This window comes from Chitinophaga sp. RCC_12, assembly GCF_041360695.1.
Lineage (GTDB): Bacteria > Bacteroidota > Bacteroidia > Chitinophagales > Chitinophagaceae > Chitinophaga.
On sequence record NZ_JBFUPS010000002.1, the window covers coordinates 47004 to 67835 of the forward strand.

At 47.0% G+C, this 20832-nt stretch carries 12 protein-coding genes; 2 read left to right on the top strand and 10 right to left on the bottom strand.

Features of this window, described 5'->3' with window-relative positions:
* Positions 1 to 3: 3 nt before the first annotated feature.
* From AB6805_RS05370 to AB6805_RS05410, 9 genes are all read right to left on the bottom strand, one after another.
* Positions 4 to 579 carry a glucosaminidase domain-containing protein gene (locus AB6805_RS05370; protein WP_370908427.1) on the bottom strand — a complete coding sequence of 192 codons (576 nt, stop codon included), beginning with the start codon at positions 577 to 579 and terminating at the stop codon, positions 4 to 6.
* Between the two features lie 294 nt (positions 580 to 873).
* Positions 874 to 2625, bottom strand: a complete 1752-nt coding sequence (gene aspS, locus AB6805_RS05375; RefSeq protein ID WP_370908428.1) for an aspartate--tRNA ligase — start codon at positions 2623 to 2625, stop codon at positions 874 to 876.
* A gap of 144 nt (positions 2626 to 2769) precedes the next feature.
* Positions 2770 to 3804, bottom strand: a complete 1035-nt coding sequence (locus AB6805_RS05380; protein ID WP_370908429.1) for an NAD(P)/FAD-dependent oxidoreductase — start codon at positions 3802 to 3804, stop codon at positions 2770 to 2772.
* Positions 3805 to 3876: 72 nt separating this feature from the next.
* Positions 3877 to 9909 (bottom strand): alpha-2-macroglobulin, encoded by a 6033-nt coding sequence (locus AB6805_RS05385; RefSeq protein WP_370908430.1) that lies wholly within the window; start codon positions 9907 to 9909, stop codon positions 3877 to 3879.
* Between the two features lie 146 nt (positions 9910 to 10055).
* Entirely contained in the window at positions 10056 to 10943 is an 888-nt protein-coding gene (sucD, locus tag AB6805_RS05390; protein ID WP_370908431.1) for a succinate--CoA ligase subunit alpha, read from the bottom strand.
* Between the two features lie 226 nt (positions 10944 to 11169).
* A complete protein-coding gene (locus tag AB6805_RS05395) occupies positions 11170 to 11985 on the bottom strand; it encodes an ABC transporter ATP-binding protein (RefSeq protein WP_370908432.1) in 816 nt (271 codons plus the stop codon).
* Between the two features lie 2 nt (positions 11986 to 11987).
* Positions 11988 to 12731, bottom strand: a complete 744-nt coding sequence (locus AB6805_RS05400) for an MlaE family ABC transporter permease (RefSeq protein WP_370908433.1) — start codon at positions 12729 to 12731, stop codon at positions 11988 to 11990.
* Positions 12732 to 12793: 62 nt separating this feature from the next.
* Positions 12794 to 13825 (bottom strand): hypothetical protein, encoded by a 1032-nt coding sequence (locus tag AB6805_RS05405; RefSeq protein ID WP_370908434.1) that lies wholly within the window; start codon positions 13823 to 13825, stop codon positions 12794 to 12796.
* A 218-nt stretch (positions 13826 to 14043) separates the two neighbouring features.
* Complete coding sequence (locus AB6805_RS05410; RefSeq protein ID WP_370908435.1) at positions 14044 to 16356, bottom strand: NADP-dependent malic enzyme; 2313 nt, start codon at positions 16354 to 16356, stop codon at positions 14044 to 14046.
* Positions 16357 to 16501: 145 nt separating this feature from the next.
* Here AB6805_RS05410 and AB6805_RS05415 point away from each other — a divergent pair, with 145 nt between their 5' ends.
* Positions 16502 to 16942 carry a DUF4293 family protein gene (locus tag AB6805_RS05415; protein WP_370908436.1) on the top strand — a complete coding sequence of 147 codons (441 nt, stop codon included), beginning with the start codon at positions 16502 to 16504 and terminating at the stop codon, positions 16940 to 16942.
* A 72-nt stretch (positions 16943 to 17014) separates the two neighbouring features.
* Here the strand turns inward: AB6805_RS05415 and uvrA are convergent, their stop codons facing one another.
* Entirely contained in the window at positions 17015 to 19834 is a 2820-nt protein-coding gene (gene uvrA / locus AB6805_RS05420; RefSeq protein ID WP_370908437.1) for an excinuclease ABC subunit UvrA, read from the bottom strand.
* A gap of 286 nt (positions 19835 to 20120) precedes the next feature.
* On the opposite strand from uvrA, the gene AB6805_RS05425 reads away from it, so the two are divergent.
* Complete coding sequence (locus tag AB6805_RS05425) at positions 20121 to 20702, top strand: RNA polymerase sigma factor (protein ID WP_235015960.1); 582 nt, start codon at positions 20121 to 20123, stop codon at positions 20700 to 20702.
* Positions 20703 to 20832: the final 130 nt, after the last annotated feature.

Below are 20832 nucleotides of genomic sequence, written 5' to 3' on the forward strand. Positions count from 1 at the left end.
ACATCACTGATCGCCTGCTGCCGGCATGCCCACGGTTAACCATTTTTCTGATTCCGTTGCCACGCTATCCATACCTGCGTCCAGCTTATACAATTTATAGCGGTTAATAATATTTGTCACTCGTCTGATCCATTCATGGCCGGCAGATGAATAACCGCTATGGTTCATTTTCTTGAGCCACAGTGTAAATTCGGGGTTCCCCTTCATTTCGCCGAACCACTTCTTGCGTGCCAGTACTTCCACAAAATGCTCATAGGAAGCCATGTCTGACACATATTGTTTGTACACGGACCGGGCTCCTGGTTTTGCCTTGGAAATATTATTTTTCCCTACAATTCCAAAATGGTTGTGCAGCAACTTTGCGTTTCTACTTGTTCCGGTGCCTGATTCCAGCATCGCTATTCCGAGGATAACGCTTGCCGGGATACCAGTTTCCTGCATTAATTCTACAGAAACCGGTTTAAATTTCTTTAAATAACTGTTTGTGGATTGTTGTGCAAACCCAACATTGCTGAGCATTAGCAATAATAACACCGCACATAACCATACTGTCCTCTTAAAGAATGTTGAAATTCTCATGGTAGTATTTTTTGATACAGGTGATAATTCCTTCTTTGTTTTCAGCATCATTTCTTACCTCACATATCAACGATGATCACACCGCAATATTACTTTAAAAATTTAAATAATACGTCGTTCTCTTTTTCTTATCTAACCCGTTAATCTCTTGTTAAAAAAAATTGTACCTCATATTTGTGTCAATCCCCTTTGATGCGGTAGTTGGCCATATCAAAGGGGATTTTAGCGACAAAAAGCATTCTCTTTTGCAAAGACCATGCCGGCAATAGCAACTTCTGCCATTTAACTGGTGGCTTATTGCTTTACCAGGCTGATCTTCAATTCGTTAAGCTGTACCTGGTCAATTGCAGCAGGTGCATCCAGCATTACATCGCGTCCGGAATTATTCTTCGGGAAGGCGATAAAATCACGGATACTTTCACTACCACCCAGCAGCGAACAGAGGCGGTCGAATCCGAAAGCAATACCTCCATGCGGCGGTGCGCCATATTCAAAGGCGCCTAACAGGAAGCCAAATTTATGTTCTGCCTCTTCCCGGCTCATTCCCAGTGCTGCAAACATTTTCTGCTGCAGGTCGCGCTGGAAAATACGGATGGAGCCACCACCTACTTCTGTGCCATTTAAAACTATATCGTAGGCGTTTGCCTTAATTTTAGCGTATTGTGAAGGATCATCCATCAGCGAGATATGTTCCGGCTTTGGTGATGTAAACGGATGGTGACGGGCCACCCAGCGGTTTTCCTCTTCGGCGTATTCAAATAACGGAAAGTCTATTACCCACAACGGTTTAAAGTCGTTTTTGTTGCGTAAACCGAGGCGTTCTCCCATTTCCAGGCGGAGTTCGCTGGCAGCTTTACGGGTACGCTCTTCCTTGCCAGCCAGCACCAGGATAAGATCTCCGGGTTGCGCCTGACATTTTTGCGCCCATAATTTCAGCTGTTCTTCGTCAAAAAACTTATCCACAGAACTCTTCAGTGTACCATCCGCGTTATAACGGACATAGATGAGTCCGCTCATGCCTATCTGCGGGCGTTTTACCCAATCGGTCAGTTCATCCAGCTGTTTGCGGGTGTAATCGGCACAACCTTTGGCAGCAATAGCTACCACCAGTTCTGCGTCATCAAATACTTTAAAACCTTTATCCTTTGCGGTATCATTCAGGTTTACCAGCTTCATTTCAAAGCGGATATCCGGCTTATCGTTACCATAATATTCCATGGCATCATCAAAGGTCATCCTTGGGAAAGCATTGGGGAATTCGATTCCTTTTATTTCCCTGAAGATGTGCTTCAGCATATGCTCAAAGGTGGCCAGGATATCTTCCTGGTCCACAAAGCTCATTTCACAGTCGATCTGTGTAAACTCCGGCTGGCGATCTGCACGCAGATCCTCATCCCTGAAGCATTTCACGATCTGATAGTAGCGGTCGTATCCACTCACCATCAGCAATTGCTTAAAGGTTTGCGGCGACTGTGGCAGCGCATAGAACTCGTTGGGGTTCATACGGCTCGGTACTACGAAATCGCGGGCGCCTTCCGGGGTAGATTTGATCAGGAAAGGCGTTTCTATATCCATAAAACCAGCGGTGTGCAGGTAGTTACGTGCAGCACGTCCTACCTGGTAGCGCAGTTCCAGGTTTTGTCTTACGATGTTACGGCGCAGATCGAGGAAGCGGTATTTCATCCGCAGCTCATCACCTCCGTCGGTATCATCCTGCAAAGTAAACGGCGGTGTTTTAGCCGCATTGAGGATGGTAAAATCGCTCACGGTGATTTCAATATCACCAGTGGGAATGTTTTTATTTTTATTAGAGCGCTCGGTCACGGTACCTTTCACCTGGATCACAAATTCACGGCCCAGCGGCTGTGCATCCAGTTTTGCGTTCAGGCTTTCGCCGAACAGCAGTTGAGTAATACCATAACGGTCCCGCAGGTCAAAAAAATTGATGCTGCCAAACTTTCTTACTGTCTGTATCCATCCGGCCAAAGTTACTTCCTGGCCCACCTGTTCCATTCGTAATTCCCCGCAAGTGTGCGTCCTATACATGCGTAAATAGTTGATTTAGTTAGTTTTATGGTTGAATTACGGGACAAGTAATCATCAATTGGCGACCACTATCCAGTTGTTCACTTATACCCATAAGGGGGGCAAAGATACGGTTTGGATCGGGCATTTTATGCCCGGCGTATGTTAAAAATATCGTACGAGGTCTATTTCCGGCATCAGTGGCGCATCAAGAACAAGCACATCCCTGAAATGCGCCGCCATAAAAGGCGCCAGCGAGCATCCCTTTGTGCCTAGCCCGTTAAATAAGCCCAGAGACGGTAACGCAGGGTGAAAACCCGCTATTGGTCGCCGGTCGTTTCCCGATGGCCGCACTGCCGATAACTGGTCCACTATTTCATATGGGACCTTCAGCAGCTGTGCGAGGCTTTTTCCCAGCACTTCCCGTTGCTTTGCCGTTGGGTGGTCATCCTCATAATCCCATACGAAAGACGACCCCGCCCAGAACAATCCGTTGTCCTGCGGTACCAGCGTAATGCCTTTCTTTATAATGTCCCCGGTTTCCAGCCCCGGTATTTTCACCAGTAATACTTCTCCCTTATTGGGTAAAAATTTTATCTCCTTAAAAAAGGGAAGCCCGGTAGTACCTACCCCATCGCAGAAGATAACTTTAGTGGCGGCAATATCTTTATAGGTAACCCCATCTTCCGTAATTTCCAGGTCCGCCACATCCAGGTGAGTTTCCAGCAGCGCCTCCTGCGCCTTTAAATACTGCCGGTAAGCCGGCAATAAGTCACGGAGGTTCACCGTAGCGCCATGTACAATGGCTGCACCGTGAGGCTGATCCAGGAAAGCTTCATATTTCAGTGCCACCGGCAGTTCCGTATATTCATTGCCGGTAGTTTTGTTCAGAAAAGCTTCCCGCATCTGCAGTGAAGGGAAAACCGTCCATAGCTGACGTTCCGTGAAAACCGGCACCTGCAGCAGATCCGACAGCGCAGTGTATGTGGCTTTTGCGAAAGGATAAATGGTATCATACATCCAGGCAGGTTCAAACCGGCGGCCCGATACCGGGTTCATGATTCCGGCAGCCACCCTGGAAGCGCTGTTTGGCTTTGCATCATCGATAACAATCACTTTTTTCCCTGCCTGCAACAGGAACCAGCTTAACATGGTTCCCGCAATTCCCTGCCCTATGATAAGGTAATCTGCTTTCCTCATAGCCTCAAAATTAGCAATAAAAAAAGGGCCGATGGAGATGTCCACCAGCCCTTCTGAACTATATTGCTGTTATTACTCGGTTACTTTTACATTAAGGCCGCTGCTATGTGCCGAAAATTCCGGCGCATACATACACTGGGCAGTGCTGATACCGTTGGAAAATTTACCCTGGTGGGTAACAAACAACGTGTATTCAAACACATAAGTTCCCTTGGGCAGATAACTGAAAAAGAAATCTGTAGAGGCATCCCTGGTGCTTTCATAATAGCTCAATCCATCCTGCCACTTGCTGGCGCTGATTACATTGGTGGGCTCAAAACATGCCGCCCGCATGTCTTTCAGGTGGATGTATTCCATCTGCCTGTCGGCGCGCAGCACAATCCGCACTTTTACCTTGTCTCCTATTTTCAGTTCGTTGCCGTCGGTGATTTTAGTTAGTACCGGTCCTTTGTCGCTGTTCACTTCTTTGAACAGTTCTTTTTCCAGTACCAGCGGCGTGGCTGCAGCAGTAATTTTATCCAGGTCTTCAAAGTACTGCCAGTACACGGCGCCCCAGGAAGGTTGTCCTTTACTATCGCTAACGGTTACACTGATATTGCCCATATCCCGCTTCACGGCTTTGGCGTCTATCCTTTCTTTAAAATAGCCGGTACCGGCTTCTTTGGCAGCGGGTTTCACCGTAGTATTTCCAAGTTGAATGGATACTTCGGGAGAAGCAGCCAGCCAGTTAGCGCCCTGCAGCAGCATGGCGTAGCAGGCGTCTGCGGTTGCTTTGGTGGTATGCCAGTTATTAGTTTGCTTGTTTTTCAGCAACCAGGTTTTCATATCCGCCACTGCGCCGGCGTCTTTTCCTGCTACCTGGAAGGCTTCAATCAGCAATGCCTGTGTTTCAACAGGCGCCTGGTACCAGTTGTAACCACCGGTTACATCTTTCCAGTACATACCCATCTCTTTACTGTTCATGGCATTTTCCTTCAGCGATTTTAATATAGCCGCCGGCGTTACCTGGTCATTCTTTTTGAACTGCGATAATGCAATCATGCCCTGTGCATAACGGCTTTGCTTTGTCCAGTATTTCTGCTGCTGTGCGTAGTAAAAGTCAAACGACTTCTTCATGGCAGCGGGCACGGGTTTGTCGAAGAAGCTGCGGGCGTACAGGTAGTGGATCTGCACCTGATTGATCTGCTCCTCTTTCAGGTTAGCCTTTGCTTTGATCAATCTATAGTAATCTGCATCGAGCTCTTTATCGAGGTAGTCGATGGCCTTCATGGCCATTGCGGTAGCTGCCGGATCTTTTTCTGAAATCAGCTGCTGCAAATGACCTAAGCCTGCAACAATATATTGTGTAAGGAAACGGTCTTTCCACATACCGGTAAACCATGGGAAAGCGCCGTCCGGCAATTGTTTGGCCGCCAGCTGATCCAGTGCTGATTTTCTTTCCTTCTGCATCCGTTGCAGGTCGAACAGCAGCGCGATATTCTTTTTCTGCTGCGCTTCATTTTTTGCTTCCAGCACCCACGGCGTTTGTTGCAGCAACACAGATTTCAACTCTTCGTTCTTTGCCAGGTTGCTTTGCAATGCAGCCGTATCGGTGATCTTCCATTTATCAAAGATGGCCTTTAAACCAGGAGTGGCATTGGTAATATGTGTAGCCAATGCGTTGGCATAATAGCGGTTAAACACCTGCTCGGCGCATTCATACGGAAAATCCATCAGGTAAGGCAACGCCTGTACGGCATACCAGGCGGGGTTGCTGGTATATTCCACGGTAACGCCATGCTGTACAATTGTTTGGGAAGAATCGCTATGCAGTAATTTACCAAAGGTAAAGTCGTGTTTGCCATCGCCGCGAACCGGTAATGGAAGCGATTCTGTGACCAGCATCCGGTTGGTTAACACGGGCAATGCATTTTCTTCTCCATCACTGAAATTCCCTGCCTGCGCGGTAACCCGGTAAATGAGCGCGCTCTGGAACCCGTGCGGGATCTGGATCGGGAAGCTTACCACGGTACTTTGTCCTGCTTTGGCCGTAAAATGTTGCAGCGGGAAAATGTTCTGGAACCATCCATCCACCGGCTGCATGGTAGTAGCATCCAGCAGTTCCAGGTGTGCCTGGCCTATCAGCTGGGAGTCCGACAGGTTACTCACTTTAGCAGTGAATTCCATTTTATCTCCTTCGCGTACAAACCGGGGCGTATTGGGCTGGATCATCAGCACTTTCTGTGTAACAATACTGGCGTTGGTATAACCGAAGGCCAGTTCCTTTGTATGTGCCAGGCCCTGGAAGTTCCATTTGGTGAGGGCTTCCGGAACAGTAAACTCAAAGGTGATATTGCCGTCCTTATCCGTGCGGAGATCCGGGAAGAAGAAGGCAGTTTCCTGGAAGTTTTTACGGATAGAAGGAGCGGTTGGCTCCTCGCCGCCTGCCGGCGCTTTTTCTTTGGCCGATTGGGTGTCAACGGCTTTATAACCCATGGCGTCATTGGCCACTGCTGCTGCCGGAGCTGGCGCCATTTCCTGTAGGGCAACACCGGGGGCAATGCTACCCATCGCGGCAGATGCTTTCATTCTTTTTGTAGTGGCAGCCCCCCGTATCATGATCTGTCCTCCGCCGGCGCCATCCATCATGTTCCAGTCGAACAGGTTCAGCATTTCATAGTTCTTTTCCTCCGCCAGATGTACTTTTCCATCACGGTCATACAGTCCTGTGGACACATCCATTTTGAAATTCTCCCCGCCGTTAAACCTCAATATATTATTTACATAAGGGTAGATAGCCGGCTGGTACCATTTGTGTGGCACAAATTCATCCAGGGATGCATCATACATGGAAGCAAGCATTTCGGCGGCTACTTTTTCGTTTTTATACCCGGATATCTGTGCGGTCCATTTTTCTTTTTGTCCCGGCAATAATTTATCGCGATGGGTACCCAGTTTTATCTGCAGGTCTTTATTGTCCCAGGCGACTGTTACGGTTGGCTCAACAGTAAACACCCGGTTATCTTTTACAAACACATAGGCCAGCGATATATTTCCCCGGTCATTTTCTGTAACGGGGAAGTCCAGTTGCTTTACACCGGAGAGTTCCAATGTGGAAAGTACTTCCGGTGCCACCACCGTTTTCTTTGTTTGAATCAGGTGCACATTACCCGCAGAAGAACCCAGCAGGATGGTGGCCGTTTTACCCGGCGACACTACTGCTGTAGCAGGATAAGACCACAAATATACCGGTGCTGGTAACGTTTTCGGATGAGCGTCGATTAATTCGAAGGTTGTTTTCTGAACAACCGGTTCGTTGTTTTTATCTTTTGCACTTACTTCCAGTTCATAAAATCCAGGGGCCAGTTTTTTGGTATCCAGCACTACTTTCCCTTCGGGATTACCTTTAACCGTTTCCTGTAGAACTGCCGCCTGGCGGGGCCAGTTTTTATGATCATCTTCAGATTTATAGATATCTACCGGGAACGTCTGTACGTAACTGGCTTCGTCCATTACAAACTGGTCGGGCGCTTCCCAATAGCGGGGGCGCAACAGGCGTTTGTTGGGAGTGAGCGGTTTTATCTGCACCGTAAGGTTGGCTGGTTCAAAGGCGCCGTTCAGGTTGCGGGAATAAATCCTGACATCCTTGAAATCATCCCGTTGCAGGCGGGCCGGCGCGTTTACCACAATTTCCATGGACTGGTAGCCCACGCTTACTGTTTGGTCGCCACTGCGGGTTTCGCCGTTAAGATCTGTTACATCGGCATGTACCACGTAGGTAAATACCGGTTTGGTGGCAGGATCCACGGATTTATCGTTGAGGGCCGGAAACTGCACCTGGAAGGCGCCGTTGGCATCGGTAGTTGTTTCTCCATGAACAATTTCACGGGAGGAACCGTACGGCGCGGCTATCTTGTAAAATAACCACGGGTAAGGATAACGTACCCGCCGCTCCACGCGGTAGGTTACTTTGGCGCCGTCGATATTGTTACCTGCAAAGGCCAGGGCTTTTGCACTGGCGGTAACGGTGTCACCTATACGATAAGTGCTTTTTATGGTATCAAACTGCACATAGAATTTTGGGCGTTTGTATTCTTCTACCTGGAAAGCGAGGTATCCGTTGCCCACCTCATCTCTCAGGCTGTAACCGCCGTTCATGCGGCCTTCCGGCAAAATAAACTTCCCGGAATAAGCGCCGAATTCATTGGTGGTTACTTTAATGGAATCCGCTTTATCGCCATTGGCGTCGTACAACGACAAGGTAGTTTTGTAATTAGTGAGTATGTCACTGCCGGTTTCGTTGGTGCGTTTCTTTAAAACAATTCCTTTAAAGTAGATGGTTTGTCCGGGGCGGTAAATGCTTCTATCGGCAAACAGGAACGTTTGGGCCTTGGGTTCTTCTTTACGCTCATAGTTGGTATAATAGTAACGGTGTGAGTCGATATACAGCTCATCCTGACCATTTTTCCAATGCAACCGCAGGTTATTATTTTGCTTTATGGGAGCCGGTTTTACGCGGCCATCATTGCCGGTGGTAAGGTTTTCCACCAGCGTCCATTCTTCTGTATTGTTGTTCTTATTTCGCAGCAACTGCAGGTTGATACCAGCCAGTGGCTTACCGGTGGTACGATGCAGGGCATAATAGGTAGTCCCGTTTTCCACATAGCTGATATTGGATACCCAGGTCATTTGCATGGCCATAGGGTTGTTTTTCAGTGCAAACTTCGGATCGGCACTGGACAACAGCATGTAATGGCCGGTTGGCAGCGCATCTATTTTAATTTCCGCTTTGTGGGTGATGTAATCCTGCGGATCGGGCAGGGCCTGTTCCCAGGATTTGATGGCCGGGCGCGACAGCATTAGCTGCCAGTAAGTATTGCCCTGGTCGCGGTAGTTACTCTGCGCCTTGCGTAACAGCTTCAGGAAGGTTTCATCTATTTTAAAAACACGCAGGTAAATCTTATTAATATTCTTATATCTCACCAGTGTTCTGAACGGCAGCTCCGGTACATTCACCGTTTCTGTTGCCAGTTCCAGGAATTGCTCGTTAATCTGGTCCAGCATATAAGCGCAGGATGCGCCACCGGCCGATTCAGGCGCCAGCGCCACCGCCTTTTCACAGATAGCTTTCGCTTTCTGCATATTATCTCCTTTTCCGTTTTCCGTGTCATCTGCCTTCTGCATATAATAAGATGCCTGCATTACCATTACAGTGGTCACCTCTTTTTGCCCCTCGTAGGCTAATGCCATCTGGTCGAGCGCCTGGAGATAAAGCGCCTCTTTATTTTCCATTACTGCCACCAGGTTTATCCAGGCCATTCTTTCCACATCCACATCCAGTAAGGCGGCTTTATCGCCGGCATGCAAACGGATCAGTTCCTGCAGGATCAGCAGGGCGTGATATTGCAGGGAAGTGCTGTCGGCGCTGGTGAAGTGATGTGCCGCAAAGGTAGCGGCGGGCGCAAAGGCAGCAGGGTCCGTAAGTTCAAACTGGTTGGCGGGGTTGGTAATGGTCGCTTCTCCTGATTTAAAATAATCCAGGGCGCGGTGAGCCAGCAGATCGTACAGGGTTGGCCGCAGTTGCCGGGTATTTCCCTTAACGATAACGGGCTCAAAGGCGGAGAGGCTTGTTTTTTCCAGTAATTCCCGGTCAGACAGCGACGCCTGGTAGGCGGCGGTAATTTCCTGGTGCAGCCGGTCGGCTCCCCAGGTGCTTACATCTGTTCCTTCATCGCCGGCAATGGCGGTGCGGTTGTAGAACCGGTACCGGTTATTCTGAAAATACCGGTACAGCATTTCTGCTTTGATGCTTTGCAGAATGGCCTTTTGTGCGCCGGCAGCAGCGGTGATTTCCGCGTCCATTTTCTGCATATTGAGCAGGGTGCTGCTGTCGTTGATCTGCGCGTTGTACTTCATCTGGTAGATGAGCGCTTTGATTTGCTGCGCTGTTAACTTGTCTTTTACAGCATGGGCATAAATATCGTTGACGACTTCCAGGGCTGATTTAGGTAATCCCTTATCTTCCAGTGTTGTAATTTTCTTCCAGGAGTTATCGTAGTTGAACTGGGCCATCATCTTATTGCTGCTAAAGATTAAAACAATGAATATTCCGATGAATAAACGCATATAGGATCGTTATTTACAGTAAGTTACTTCTTTTACTGAAGGATGCCGGTGCAGGCATGGTTTCCATAAAGGGGAACAAAAAAGGTGAAAAGTGTTGGAATAAATCCCCTTCACTTTTCACCTTATATATTTTTACCGGCAGATAATTATGCCAGGGCTGCAGTTTTGCTTAATACTTCTGCCATTGTTTTACCAATGTTAGCAGGACTTTCCACTACGTGAACACCGCATTCTGCCATGATCTTCATTTTCGCAGCAGCGGTATCTTCAGCACCACCGATGATAGCACCGGCGTGACCCATACGGCGTCCGGGAGGCGCGGTTTGACCAGCGATGAAACCAACTACGGGTTTAGTACCGTTTGCTTTGATCCACTGGGCAGCTTCTGCTTCCATACTTCCACCAATTTCACCGATCATGATGATACCTTCTGTTTCAGGATCATTCATCAGCAGTTCCACCGCATCTTTGGTAGGTGTACCGATGATGGGATCTCCACCAATACCGATGGCAGTAGAAACGCCTAAGCCGGCTTTTACCACCTGGTCGGCTGCTTCATAGGTTAAAGTACCAGATTTGGATACGATACCGATTTTACCTTTTTTGAAGATAAAGCCAGGCATGATACCTACTTTAGCTTCATCTGCCGTGATAACGCCAGGGCAGTTTGGTCCGATGAGGCGGGTAGTTGTACCCTGCAGGAAATTCTTCGCCTTGATCATATCCTGTACAGGAATACCCTCTGTGATACATACCACCAGGGCAATACCAGCTTCGGTAGCTTCCATGATTGCGTCAGCTGCAAATGCAGGAGGTACAAAAATGATAGAAACATTCGCACCGGTTGCCTTTACTGCATCGGCTACCGTATTGAACACCGGGCGTTCCAGGTGTGTGCTGCCACCTTTACCGGGTGTAACACCACCCACTACCTGGGTACCATATTCGATCATCTGTGTAGCGTGGAAAGTACCTTCTGTACCGGTAAATCCCTGAACAATCACTTTACTATCCTTATTAACTAAAACACTCATCGCGCTTGTTTTATTGGTTTAATATTATATGTCTGATTCTTCTGGACGGCAAAAATAAGCCGATTTCCATAATTCTGCAATTTAGTGCCTTTAAGATAAAGCTACCAATTGGTTTGGAAAATAATTGGCAATAAATAAGGAGAGTACCCGGGCAGGTAGTGCCAATAACAACAGATTTAAATACTATATATTATCTTTTAAACTGACAATCATATACATATAAACATTACTGTCCTCCCTGTTCCTTTTTCAGCTGATCCCGCCACTTTCCATCTTTAAATAATTCCAGCTGCCGCATTTCTTTTGCTTCCCGCAGGAACTCGGAGGCAAAAATGAAGTCATTTAATTTCTGGTCCTTGCTGAACACGATATCTTTATTGCTACCCTCCCACTGTTTCTGGCCCTGGTACATATATACAATATGGTCCCCGCTTTCCATTACGGTGTTCATATCGTGGGTATTAATCACCGTAGTAATATTGTATTCCTGGGTAAGTTCTGTAATGAGCTTATCAATAAGCAGGGAGGTTTGCGGGTCCAGACCGGAGTTGGGCTCATCGCAGAAAAGGTATTTCGGGTTGAGCACAATGGCGCGGGCGATGCCTACCCTTTTCTTCATACCGCCGCTGATTTCAGCGGGGAACTTTTTTGCGGCTTCTTTCAGCTGTACCCTTTCGAGGCATTCTGCTACCCTGGCCTTCTTTTCTTTCACTGTGCCTTTGCCAAACATTTCCAGGGGAAACATCACATTCTGTTCAACGGTCATACTGTCGAACAGGGCGGAACCCTGGAACAGCATGCCTATTTCCTGGCGTATTGTTTTTTTCTCTTTTTCATCCATGGCGGTGAAGTCCTGCTTATCGTACAGTATCTTTCCATCATCCACTCCCATCAGTCCTACGATGCACTTCATCATCACGGTTTTGCCGCTACCGCTGGCGCCAATAATGAGATTTACCTTGCCGGGTTCCATTATGGTTGATACGCCCTTCAGTATTTCCTTATCCCCAAAACCCTTTCTTATGTCTTGCAGTTCAATCATGATTACAGTAATATGGCCGTTAATGCGTAGTCCATGAATAATATCAGCACGCAGCTTACCACCACGGCAGTAGTGCTGGCTTTACCTATTTCCAGTGCGCCGCCGGTTACGTTATAGCCGTAATAAGCTGATACGCTGGCAATAATAAACCCGAAAGTATAGGATTTGGCCATCGCAAAAAATACGTTGTATGCCTTGAACTCCTGGCGGAGTCCCTGCATAAACTGCTCGGAAGATATAATGCCTGAAAGCACGCCTGCTTCCTTGCCACCCCAGATACCCAGGAAACCCGCAATGGCTACCAGCACCGGTATCATCAGTATGGCGGCCATAATTTTAGGTGCTATCAGGTATCCTTTGGTATTGATACCCATAATTTCCAGGGCGTCAATCTGTTCGGATATCCGCATGTTACCCAGTTCCGAAGCTATTTTTGATCCGATTACGCCCGCCAGTACAATACAGGTAAGCGTTGGCGCAAATTCCAGGATAATAGTATCTCTTACCACCTGCGCGATGGTACTTTTTGGAATGATAGGACTTACCAGCTGGTAGGCAGTTTGTAAGGTAGTTACCCCTCCCATAAACAGGGAAATAATAAATACTATCCCAAACGACCCTACGCCGATATCCACACATTGCTGCATAAATTGCTTCCAGTACATCTTCATGTTTTCCGGGCGGGAAAACATGCCTTTAAGCATGAGCAGGAAGTTTCCGAAATGATAGAAGAATTTGAACTCCATAACTGATCAAAGATAGGAAGGATTTTTTCAATCATATCCTAATTTAAGATTTAATGCAGGGCTTAACGTAAACTACTTACCAGCAAACGCTTCAAACTGCGTTCAATGATCTCTCCCATCGTTTTACAACGGGAAAATACGGCATCATGATAATATTCTGCCAGCTCATCGCCCAGCTGCTGGATCTTTTCGGGGAAAGAAACGCGGTCTGTCATGATTACATCCCTGAGGTCTTTGATACGATGCCGCTGCACTTTAATACGGCGGGCAATTACCGCACGTTCTTCCTGCTGGTACTGTTTTACCACTTCTGCATTGAGATGTTTAATGGCAAGGTCCACAAATATCCGGTTCTCTTTGAAGTACTGTGGCATATATAAAGTACGCCGGCCTTCGTAAAACTGCTGATCAAAATCAATGGCACGGATACGGAACTGCACATCATCAAAATCCGGGGTAATATCAAAAATGAAGTTATAGGAACGCATATCGCCCAGCAACCGTACAAAGCACCGTTCATTGAACTTTACAAATTCCTTGGCAATACGTTTCGGGTTAAATTCGGGCCTGTTCAGGTAGTGAAGGATAAACTGATCACCAGGCACCCCGGCAATATGTTCTTCCACGAGGGTATTACCATCGATCAGGAAGTTCATCCAGTAGGGAGATAAAATATGCTCCAGTTCCAATCCATAAATACGGGAGGCATCGGCGATCTTGATATAAAAATAGTCGTATACCTCGTTGTAATTATTGACAATCTTAATCCGGAAAGGATGGGAATTCCCAAACGTGCAGTAGTCGATCCGCTCAATATGCAGGTGCTCTTCCGCCGTTTGGTCGCCACCGGCCTTCAGAATGGAGTACACCCGTTTTAACCCCGCATGAATGGACCCAACCATACTCTGTGGATAAAAAACGGTTTCCCACAAAGTATCTTTCCCTTCCTTGTCGTACACCGATATCGCCTGATCGTAATACCGCAGTTCCTCGTAAGATATCGGCAGCTTCACTTCCCGCTCATACATTTTAAGGTAATTGCGGAAAGCAGAGTTAATCGGAAAAAATATCTTCTTTCGGGAGATGGTTTGCATGGGATAAATATAGCGGATTTTGTCTTTCCCGCTGATTACGCTGATTAAACTGATTAGTTTGATTTTACTTTTTTGATTTTTTTAAGATTTTTAGATTTAATAATTAAGGGAGATAAAAGCGAATCTCCGCTTCCATCTCCCTTAATCCTTTATAAAATCCAAAAGTAAAAATCAGTATAATCAGCGTAATCAGCGGGAAAGACAAAACCCGCTGCATTTTACTTCTTTTTCTTCTTATCCTTCGCGTTCTTCTCGTCTCTGCAGCATTTCTCCTGGGCGTCTACCACGGCGATGTTCACCATGTTTACGATTTGTCGTACGGTGCTGCCCAGCTGGAGAATATGCACCGGTTTCTTCATTCCCAACAGGATGGGACCGATGGCATCAAATCCGGCCACTTCCTGCAACAGGTTGTAAGCGATATTACCGGCGGCCAGGTTAGGGAAGATGAGTGTGTTTACTTCTTCTTCCAGTAATTCCGTAAACGGATAATTATCTTTCAGAATTTCCTTATTAAAAGCCATGGCGGCCTGGATTTCTCCATCTACAATGAGGGAAGGATCACGTTGCTTCACTATTTCGCGGGCTTTGCTCATGGTTTGCGCCTCCGGCGTCTGGCTGCTGCCAAAGTTGGAATACGACAGCATGGCAATACGCGGCGTCATATTAAAATGCTTCACTTCCTTTGCTACCATCATGGTGATATCCGCCAGTTCTTCCGCTGTTGGGTTGAAGTTTACGGTGGTATCCGCGAGGAATAGTGGTCCGCGTTTGGTTTGGATGATATACATGCCGGCTACACGCTTTGCGCCGTCTTCCATACCAATTACCTGCAACGCCGGGCGGATGGTATCGGGATACTTACGGGTGAGGCCGGAAATGAGGGCGTCTGCTTCCCCGGTTTCCACCATCATACAGCCGAAGTAGTTACGTTCCCGCATAATTTTACGCGCTTCGTAGAGGTTCAGTCCTTTGCGCTGGCGTTTCTTGAAAAACAGGTCACCAAAGCGGTGACGCATTTCCTTCATCTGTTCGCTCTTCGGATCTATGATCACCACGTCATCAATTTCGATGGCGTTTTCCAGCATCAGCTCACGGATGCGGGCTTCGTTACCCAACAGGATCGGGTAGGCGATACCTTCGTCGTTCACTACCTGTGCGGCTTTCAGCACTTTCAGGTTATCTGCTTCCGCAAAAACAACCTTTCTCGGGTCGCGGCGGGCTTTGGTACCAATGATCCTGAAAAGCTGATTGTCCAGTCCCAGGCGATGATTCAATTCATTCCGGTATGCTTCCCAGTCGGTGATGGGCTGATGCGCCACACCGCTTTCCATGGCCGCTTTGGCTACGGCAGGTGCTACAGTGCTGAGCAGGCGTGGATCCAGCGGTTTGGGAATAATATATTTCGGACCGAAGAAAATATTTCTTTCATTATAGGCCAGGTTTACGATATCCGGCACCGGCGACTTTGCCATATCGGCCAAAGCCCTTACTGCTGCCAGTTTCATGGCCTCGTTAATTTGTGTGGCTCTCACGTCGAGGGCCCCACGGAAAATGTAAGGGAAGCCCAATACGTTATTCACCTGGTTGGGATAATCGGAGCGGCCGGTAGCCATAATAATATCCGGGCGGGCTGCGATCGCTGCTTCGTAGGCAATTTCCGGATCCGGATTTGCCATGGCAAATACGATCGGGTTTTTAGCCATGCTCCTGATCATTTCGGGTGTTACCACATTTCCTACAGACAATCCCAGGAACACGTCCGCGCCTTTCATGGCTTCTGCCAGCGATTTAACTTTCGTGTTGGTAGTGAATTGTTTATGCCTGTCGGAAAGATCCTGGCGATCTTTGTTCAGTACACCATCTTTATCAAACATGATAAAGTTTTCCGGCTTGGCGCCCAGTGCCACATACAGCTTAACACAAGCCATGGCAGCGGCTCCTGCACCATTCACCACTATTTTTACTTTCTCTATTTTCTTTTTTACCAGTTCCAGTGCATTCAGCAAGGCGGCGGAGGAAATGATAGCCGTACCGTGCTGATCATCGTGCATGATCGGAATTTTCAGCTCTTTCCTGAGCCTGTCTTCGATTTCAAAACACTCCGGGCTTTTAATATCTTCCAGGTTAATGCCCCCGAAAGTTGGCTCCAGCGCCTTTACAGCGGCCACAAAGGTATCCGGATCTTTTGCATTCAGCTCTATATCAAATACGTCAATGTCAGCGAATATCTTGAACAATACTGCTTTCCCTTCCATCACCGGTTTACCGGCTTCAGGGCCAATATCTCCTAAACCCAATACAGCGGTACCATTGCTGATAACGCCCACCAGGTTGCCTTTCGCGGTATATTTGTAAACGTTTTCTACATCATTGAAAATTTCTTTGCATGGCTCTGCCACTCCGGGAGAGTATGCGAGGGAGAGATCCCACTGTGATTTTGTGTCTTTCGTAGGTATGACTTCTATTTTGCCCGGCCTGCCCTTTGCATGATAATCCAACGCATCCTGCTTATTCAGTTTCTTTGCCATATAAATATAAGATTGTTATTGGGCGTGCAATATACGAAGTATTGAATTAAGGGCAGCCACCCAAATAGTGGGATATCCTCTCATAATTAAGCATGCTAACCATTAAAATTACTTACTTTTACAGCGTTAAACATTCGTAAATATCATGATACAACGCATCCAGATTCTCTATCTGCTATTGGCTGCCGCCGCAGGCGCTGCTGCTCTGTCTTTCGATTTGTGGAGAGCTACCCTTTCCAATGGTGTAAAACAATCTGTAAACGCCTCCAGCAACTATCTCCTGTTTGTACTGTATATTATTATTATCCTGCTGGCCCTCGTTACCATTTTTCTTTTTAAGAAACGTAAACTGCAGTTCCGGCTGACAATATTTAATATTCTTTTTGGTTTCGGGGCACTGGCCTATCAATATTATGTAGTGCAGCAAACGGCGAATAAACTGAATACCGGCGGCATTACTATTACCTCCGCATCTTATTTGCCTGCCTCCTTCTTACCGATTGTTGTCATTATACTTTTATTCCTCGCAGCCAGGGGAATTTATAAAGATGAGAAACTGATCAAGTCACTGGACAGGCTCAGATAAGCATAAAGTCCTTCACATAGAAAAGCCATTGCCTTTACGTGTGTAAAGGCAATGGCTTTTTTATGTATATCATTATTTCAGGAACTTCCCGGTATAACTTTCTTTTACTTTCTTCAGTCCTTCCGGCACGCCGGCATACAGCAGGTTACCGCCACCAGCACCACCTTCAGGGCCAAGATCTATTACCCAGTCGGCACTCCTGATCACATCCAGGTTATGTTCAATCACCAGTACCGTATGTCCCTGTTCGATGAGGGCATTAAAGGAGTCCAGTAATTTTTTAATATCATGAAAATGCAGACCGGTAGTAGGCTCATCAAAAATAAACATGATATGCCCCTGCGCCTTTCCCTTGCCCAGGAAGGAAGCCAGCTTTACACGCTGCGCCTCGCCGCCACTCAGGGTATCACTGCTTTGTCCGAGTTTTACGTATCCTAATCCCACACTGCTCAACGGGCGTATTTTGTTGCACACATCTTTTTCGTCCTTGAAAAAGTCCAACGCCTCGTCTACGCCCATATCCAGTACTTCGTAAATATTCTTCCCTTTATAGGTTACTTCAAGTACTTCGTCTTTAAAGCGTTTACCACCGCAGCTTTCGCAGGTAAGATGTACATCTGCCAGGAACTGCATTTCCACAATCACTTCCCCTTCGCCTTTACATGCGTCGCAGCGACCACCATCTACGTTAAAGGAAAAATGTTTTGGCTGGAAGCCGCGCATCTTGCTCAGCGGCTGTTTGGCGTACAAATCCCTGATCTCATCATATGCTTTGATGTAAGTTACCGGGTTGGAACGCGACGATTTTCCAATTGGATTCTGATCAATCATTTCCACCTGCGTAACATCATCCAGCGCTCCTTTGAGCGCTTTGTGATTGCCTACCCTTTCCGCAAACTCGCCTTTCAGCTTCATCAGCGCAGGATATAGGATCTGCTTAACCAGCGTGGTTTTACCCGATCCGCTCACACCACTGATCACTGTTAATACCTGTAATGGAAAATCAACCGTGATGTCTTTCAGGTTATGCTGACGGGCGCCTTCAATGGTAATCGCTTTTTTCCATTTGCGTACTTTCGCCGGCGGATCAATGGTAAACTGACCGCTGAGGTATTTACCGGTGAGGCTTTTACTATCTTTTAAGATCTGCGGATAAGTACCTTCAAAAATAACTTCACCACCCAAATGACTGGCCAATGGCCCCATATCGATGATATAATCGGCTTCCTCCATCATCTGCTCATCATGTTCCACTACCACTACCGTATTGCCCAGGTCGCGCAATTCTTTCAGTACTGCAATCAAGCGGTGTGTATCCCGCGCATGCAATCCTATGCTCGGCTCATCAAGAATATACATGGAATTGGTGAGGTTACTTCCCAGTGTGCGGGTAAGCTGGATACGCTGACTTTCGCCACCACTGAGGGTATTGGCCACCCGGTTCAGGGTAAGGTATCCCAAACCTACATCCAGTAAGGTTTTAATCCGGTGGTTAATTTCAAGCAGGATACGTTTCCCGATCTGTTGTTCAAACTCATTGAGTTGCAGGTTATCAAACCATTCTTTCAGGTTGGATACCGGCATATCTACCAGTTCGGCGATACTGCGGTCGCCTACTTTTATATAAAGCGCTTCTTTGCGTAACCGTCCGCCGCCACAATCCGGGCATACAGTGCGTCCGCGGTAGCGGGCCTGTAACACGCGGTATTGTACCTTGTACAGGTTCTGTTCCACCATTTTAAAGAACTCGTTGAGTCCGTAAAAATGTTCGTTGCCGGTCCAGAGTAATTTCACCTGTTCATCGGTGAGTTCTGCGATGGGCTTATGCACCGGGAAACCAAATTTCCGCGCAGTTTTGATCAGCGCTTCTTTGTATTCTCCCATCTTTTCTCCGCGCCACGGGGCTACAGCGCCTTCAAATACGCTTAACCGTTTGTCGGGGATCACCAGGTCGGCGTCGATGCCCAGCACCTGTCCGAATCCTTCACAGGTAGGACATGCACCGTATGGATTGTTGAAAGAGAACAGGTTGGGAACCGGTTCTTCAAACTGGATACCATCCAGTTCAAAGCGGTTTGCGAAATGCTGCATCTCTTTACCATCAATTTCCACGTAACAATCGCCTTCGCTTTCATAAAAAGCGGTTTGCACGCTATCGGCTATACGATGTTTATCATCTTCCTCAAAATCCTTTGCTACCAAACGATCTATGAGCACCCAGGCGTCGGCGGGAACAGTAATTTTTTTCTGTTCCAGCAGTTCCTCTATGCGTACCAACCCGGTGCCTTCACCACCAGGCATATATAAACGGGAAAAGCCTTTCTGCACCAATATGTTCAGTTCTTCTTTCACCTCTCTTTTGGCATGCCTGCGGAAGGGTGCGAGCAGTAACACTTTTGTGCCATTTTTCAGTTTGGTGATATAGTCTACCACATCACTTACTTCATGTTTTTTTACCAGTTTTCCGGAGATAGGGGAATAGGTTTTACCCACTCTTCCATACAACAGCCGCAGATAGTCATATATTTCCGTCATCGACCCTACAGTGGAGCGGGGCGTGCGTGTAATTACTTTCTGCTCAATTGCGATCGCGGGACAAATTCCTTTAATGTAATCTACATCCGGTTTGTTCATCCGCATCAGGAACTGGCGGGCATAAGAACTTAAGCTTTCGGCATACCTGCGCTGTCCTTCCGCGTAAAGGGTATCCATGGTGAGGGATGATTTCCCGGAACCGGACACACCGGTAACAACTACCAGTTTACTGCGGGGAATGGAGACGCTTACATTCTTAAGATTATGTACCCTGGCTCCTTTTATGAAAATCTGGTCCTGTGGGCTAACTTCCTGAGGATCAATTATGCTTGTTTGTTTCTTTACTTTTGTTGCCATGACAGAACAAATTTAAGGGAAAAGATGTTAGCTCGGTCGCTTGCTTTTTACACGCGTCTGCAATACGCTAAAAGCTAATACCTAAGCCCGGAAAGCTATTTTTATTATTTGTTTTATTGAACTAATCTTCTATATTTGCATAGGACCAGATCTATCTCGCTGGATATTCCAAAAATCATCATTAACTAAAAACTGTTCGTATCGCCTAAACTCTACTTAATTAAAACAACCAAACTGGCTGTAAAGTCTGTAATTTATTTACTAACCCGCCTAGTTGTAGAAGTTTATGCAAGTAATGTACAAATTGTGCGATGAGCAGTTGATTACCCTCTTTAAAAAGGGGCATTCTTCCGCATTAGAAGAGTTGGTTCACCGTCATAAAGATAAGGTGTTCACCTCTATCCTGTTACTGGTTAAAGATTCATTCCTTGCGGAAGATATTTTCCAGGACACCTTCATTAAGATTATTGACACCATCAGAGCTGAACGTTATACTGAAAAGGGAAAGTTTTTACCCTGGGCCATGCGTATTGCGCATAACCTGTGTGTGGATCATTTCCGGAAGATCAAGCGTACTCCAATGATCAGGACCGGAGATGACAAAGACATCTTTGATGTACTGGGCTTCAGCGACAGCTGTGCAGAGGAGAAGCTGATTACCCGTCAGAGTCACGACCGCGTTCGCAGAATGCTGGACATGCTGCCGGAAGAGCAGCGGGAAGTGATTATCCTGCGACACTATGCAGAATTAAGTTTTAAAGAAATTGCCGATCTCACGCAAGTGAGTATCAATACCGCACTAGGTCGGATGCGTTATGGTCTGATCAATCTCCGGAAAATGATGACGGAGAAGCAAATCTGTCTATGAGGAACCCTTTTTTTTGCTTGCCAGCAACGAGCGGCCGGATGTAATGTCCGACCGCTCGCTATTTTAGGGAGGTGCGGATGTTGTCTTTCTCAGGATTACGCTGATTTTAAGGATTACCTGGATTTTTACT

Coding starts and splice junctions, on each gene's coding strand:
- AB6805_RS05370 (WP_370908427.1), bottom strand. CDS start 579: ATGAGAATTTCAACATTCTTTAAGAGGACAGTATGGTTATGTGCGGTG.
- aspS (WP_370908428.1), bottom strand. CDS start 2,625: ATGTATAGGACGCACACTTGCGGGGAATTACGAATGGAACAGGTGGGC.
- AB6805_RS05380 (WP_370908429.1), bottom strand. CDS start 3,804: ATGAGGAAAGCAGATTACCTTATCATAGGGCAGGGAATTGCGGGAACC.
- AB6805_RS05385 (WP_370908430.1), bottom strand. CDS start 9,909: ATGCGTTTATTCATCGGAATATTCATTGTTTTAATCTTTAGCAGCAAT.
- sucD (WP_370908431.1), bottom strand. CDS start 10,943: ATGAGTGTTTTAGTTAATAAGGATAGTAAAGTGATTGTTCAGGGATTT.
- AB6805_RS05395 (WP_370908432.1), bottom strand. CDS start 11,985: ATGATTGAACTGCAAGACATAAGAAAGGGTTTTGGGGATAAGGAAATA.
- AB6805_RS05400 (WP_370908433.1), bottom strand. CDS start 12,731: ATGGAGTTCAAATTCTTCTATCATTTCGGAAACTTCCTGCTCATGCTT.
- AB6805_RS05405 (WP_370908434.1), bottom strand. CDS start 13,825: ATGCAAACCATCTCCCGAAAGAAGATATTTTTTCCGATTAACTCTGCT.
- AB6805_RS05410 (WP_370908435.1), bottom strand. CDS start 16,356: ATGGCAAAGAAACTGAATAAGCAGGATGCGTTGGATTATCATGCAAAG.
- AB6805_RS05415 (WP_370908436.1), top strand. CDS start 16,502: ATGATACAACGCATCCAGATTCTCTATCTGCTATTGGCTGCCGCCGCA.
- uvrA (WP_370908437.1), bottom strand. CDS start 19,834: ATGGCAACAAAAGTAAAGAAACAAACAAGCATAATTGATCCTCAGGAA.
- AB6805_RS05425 (WP_235015960.1), top strand. CDS start 20,121: ATGCAAGTAATGTACAAATTGTGCGATGAGCAGTTGATTACCCTCTTT.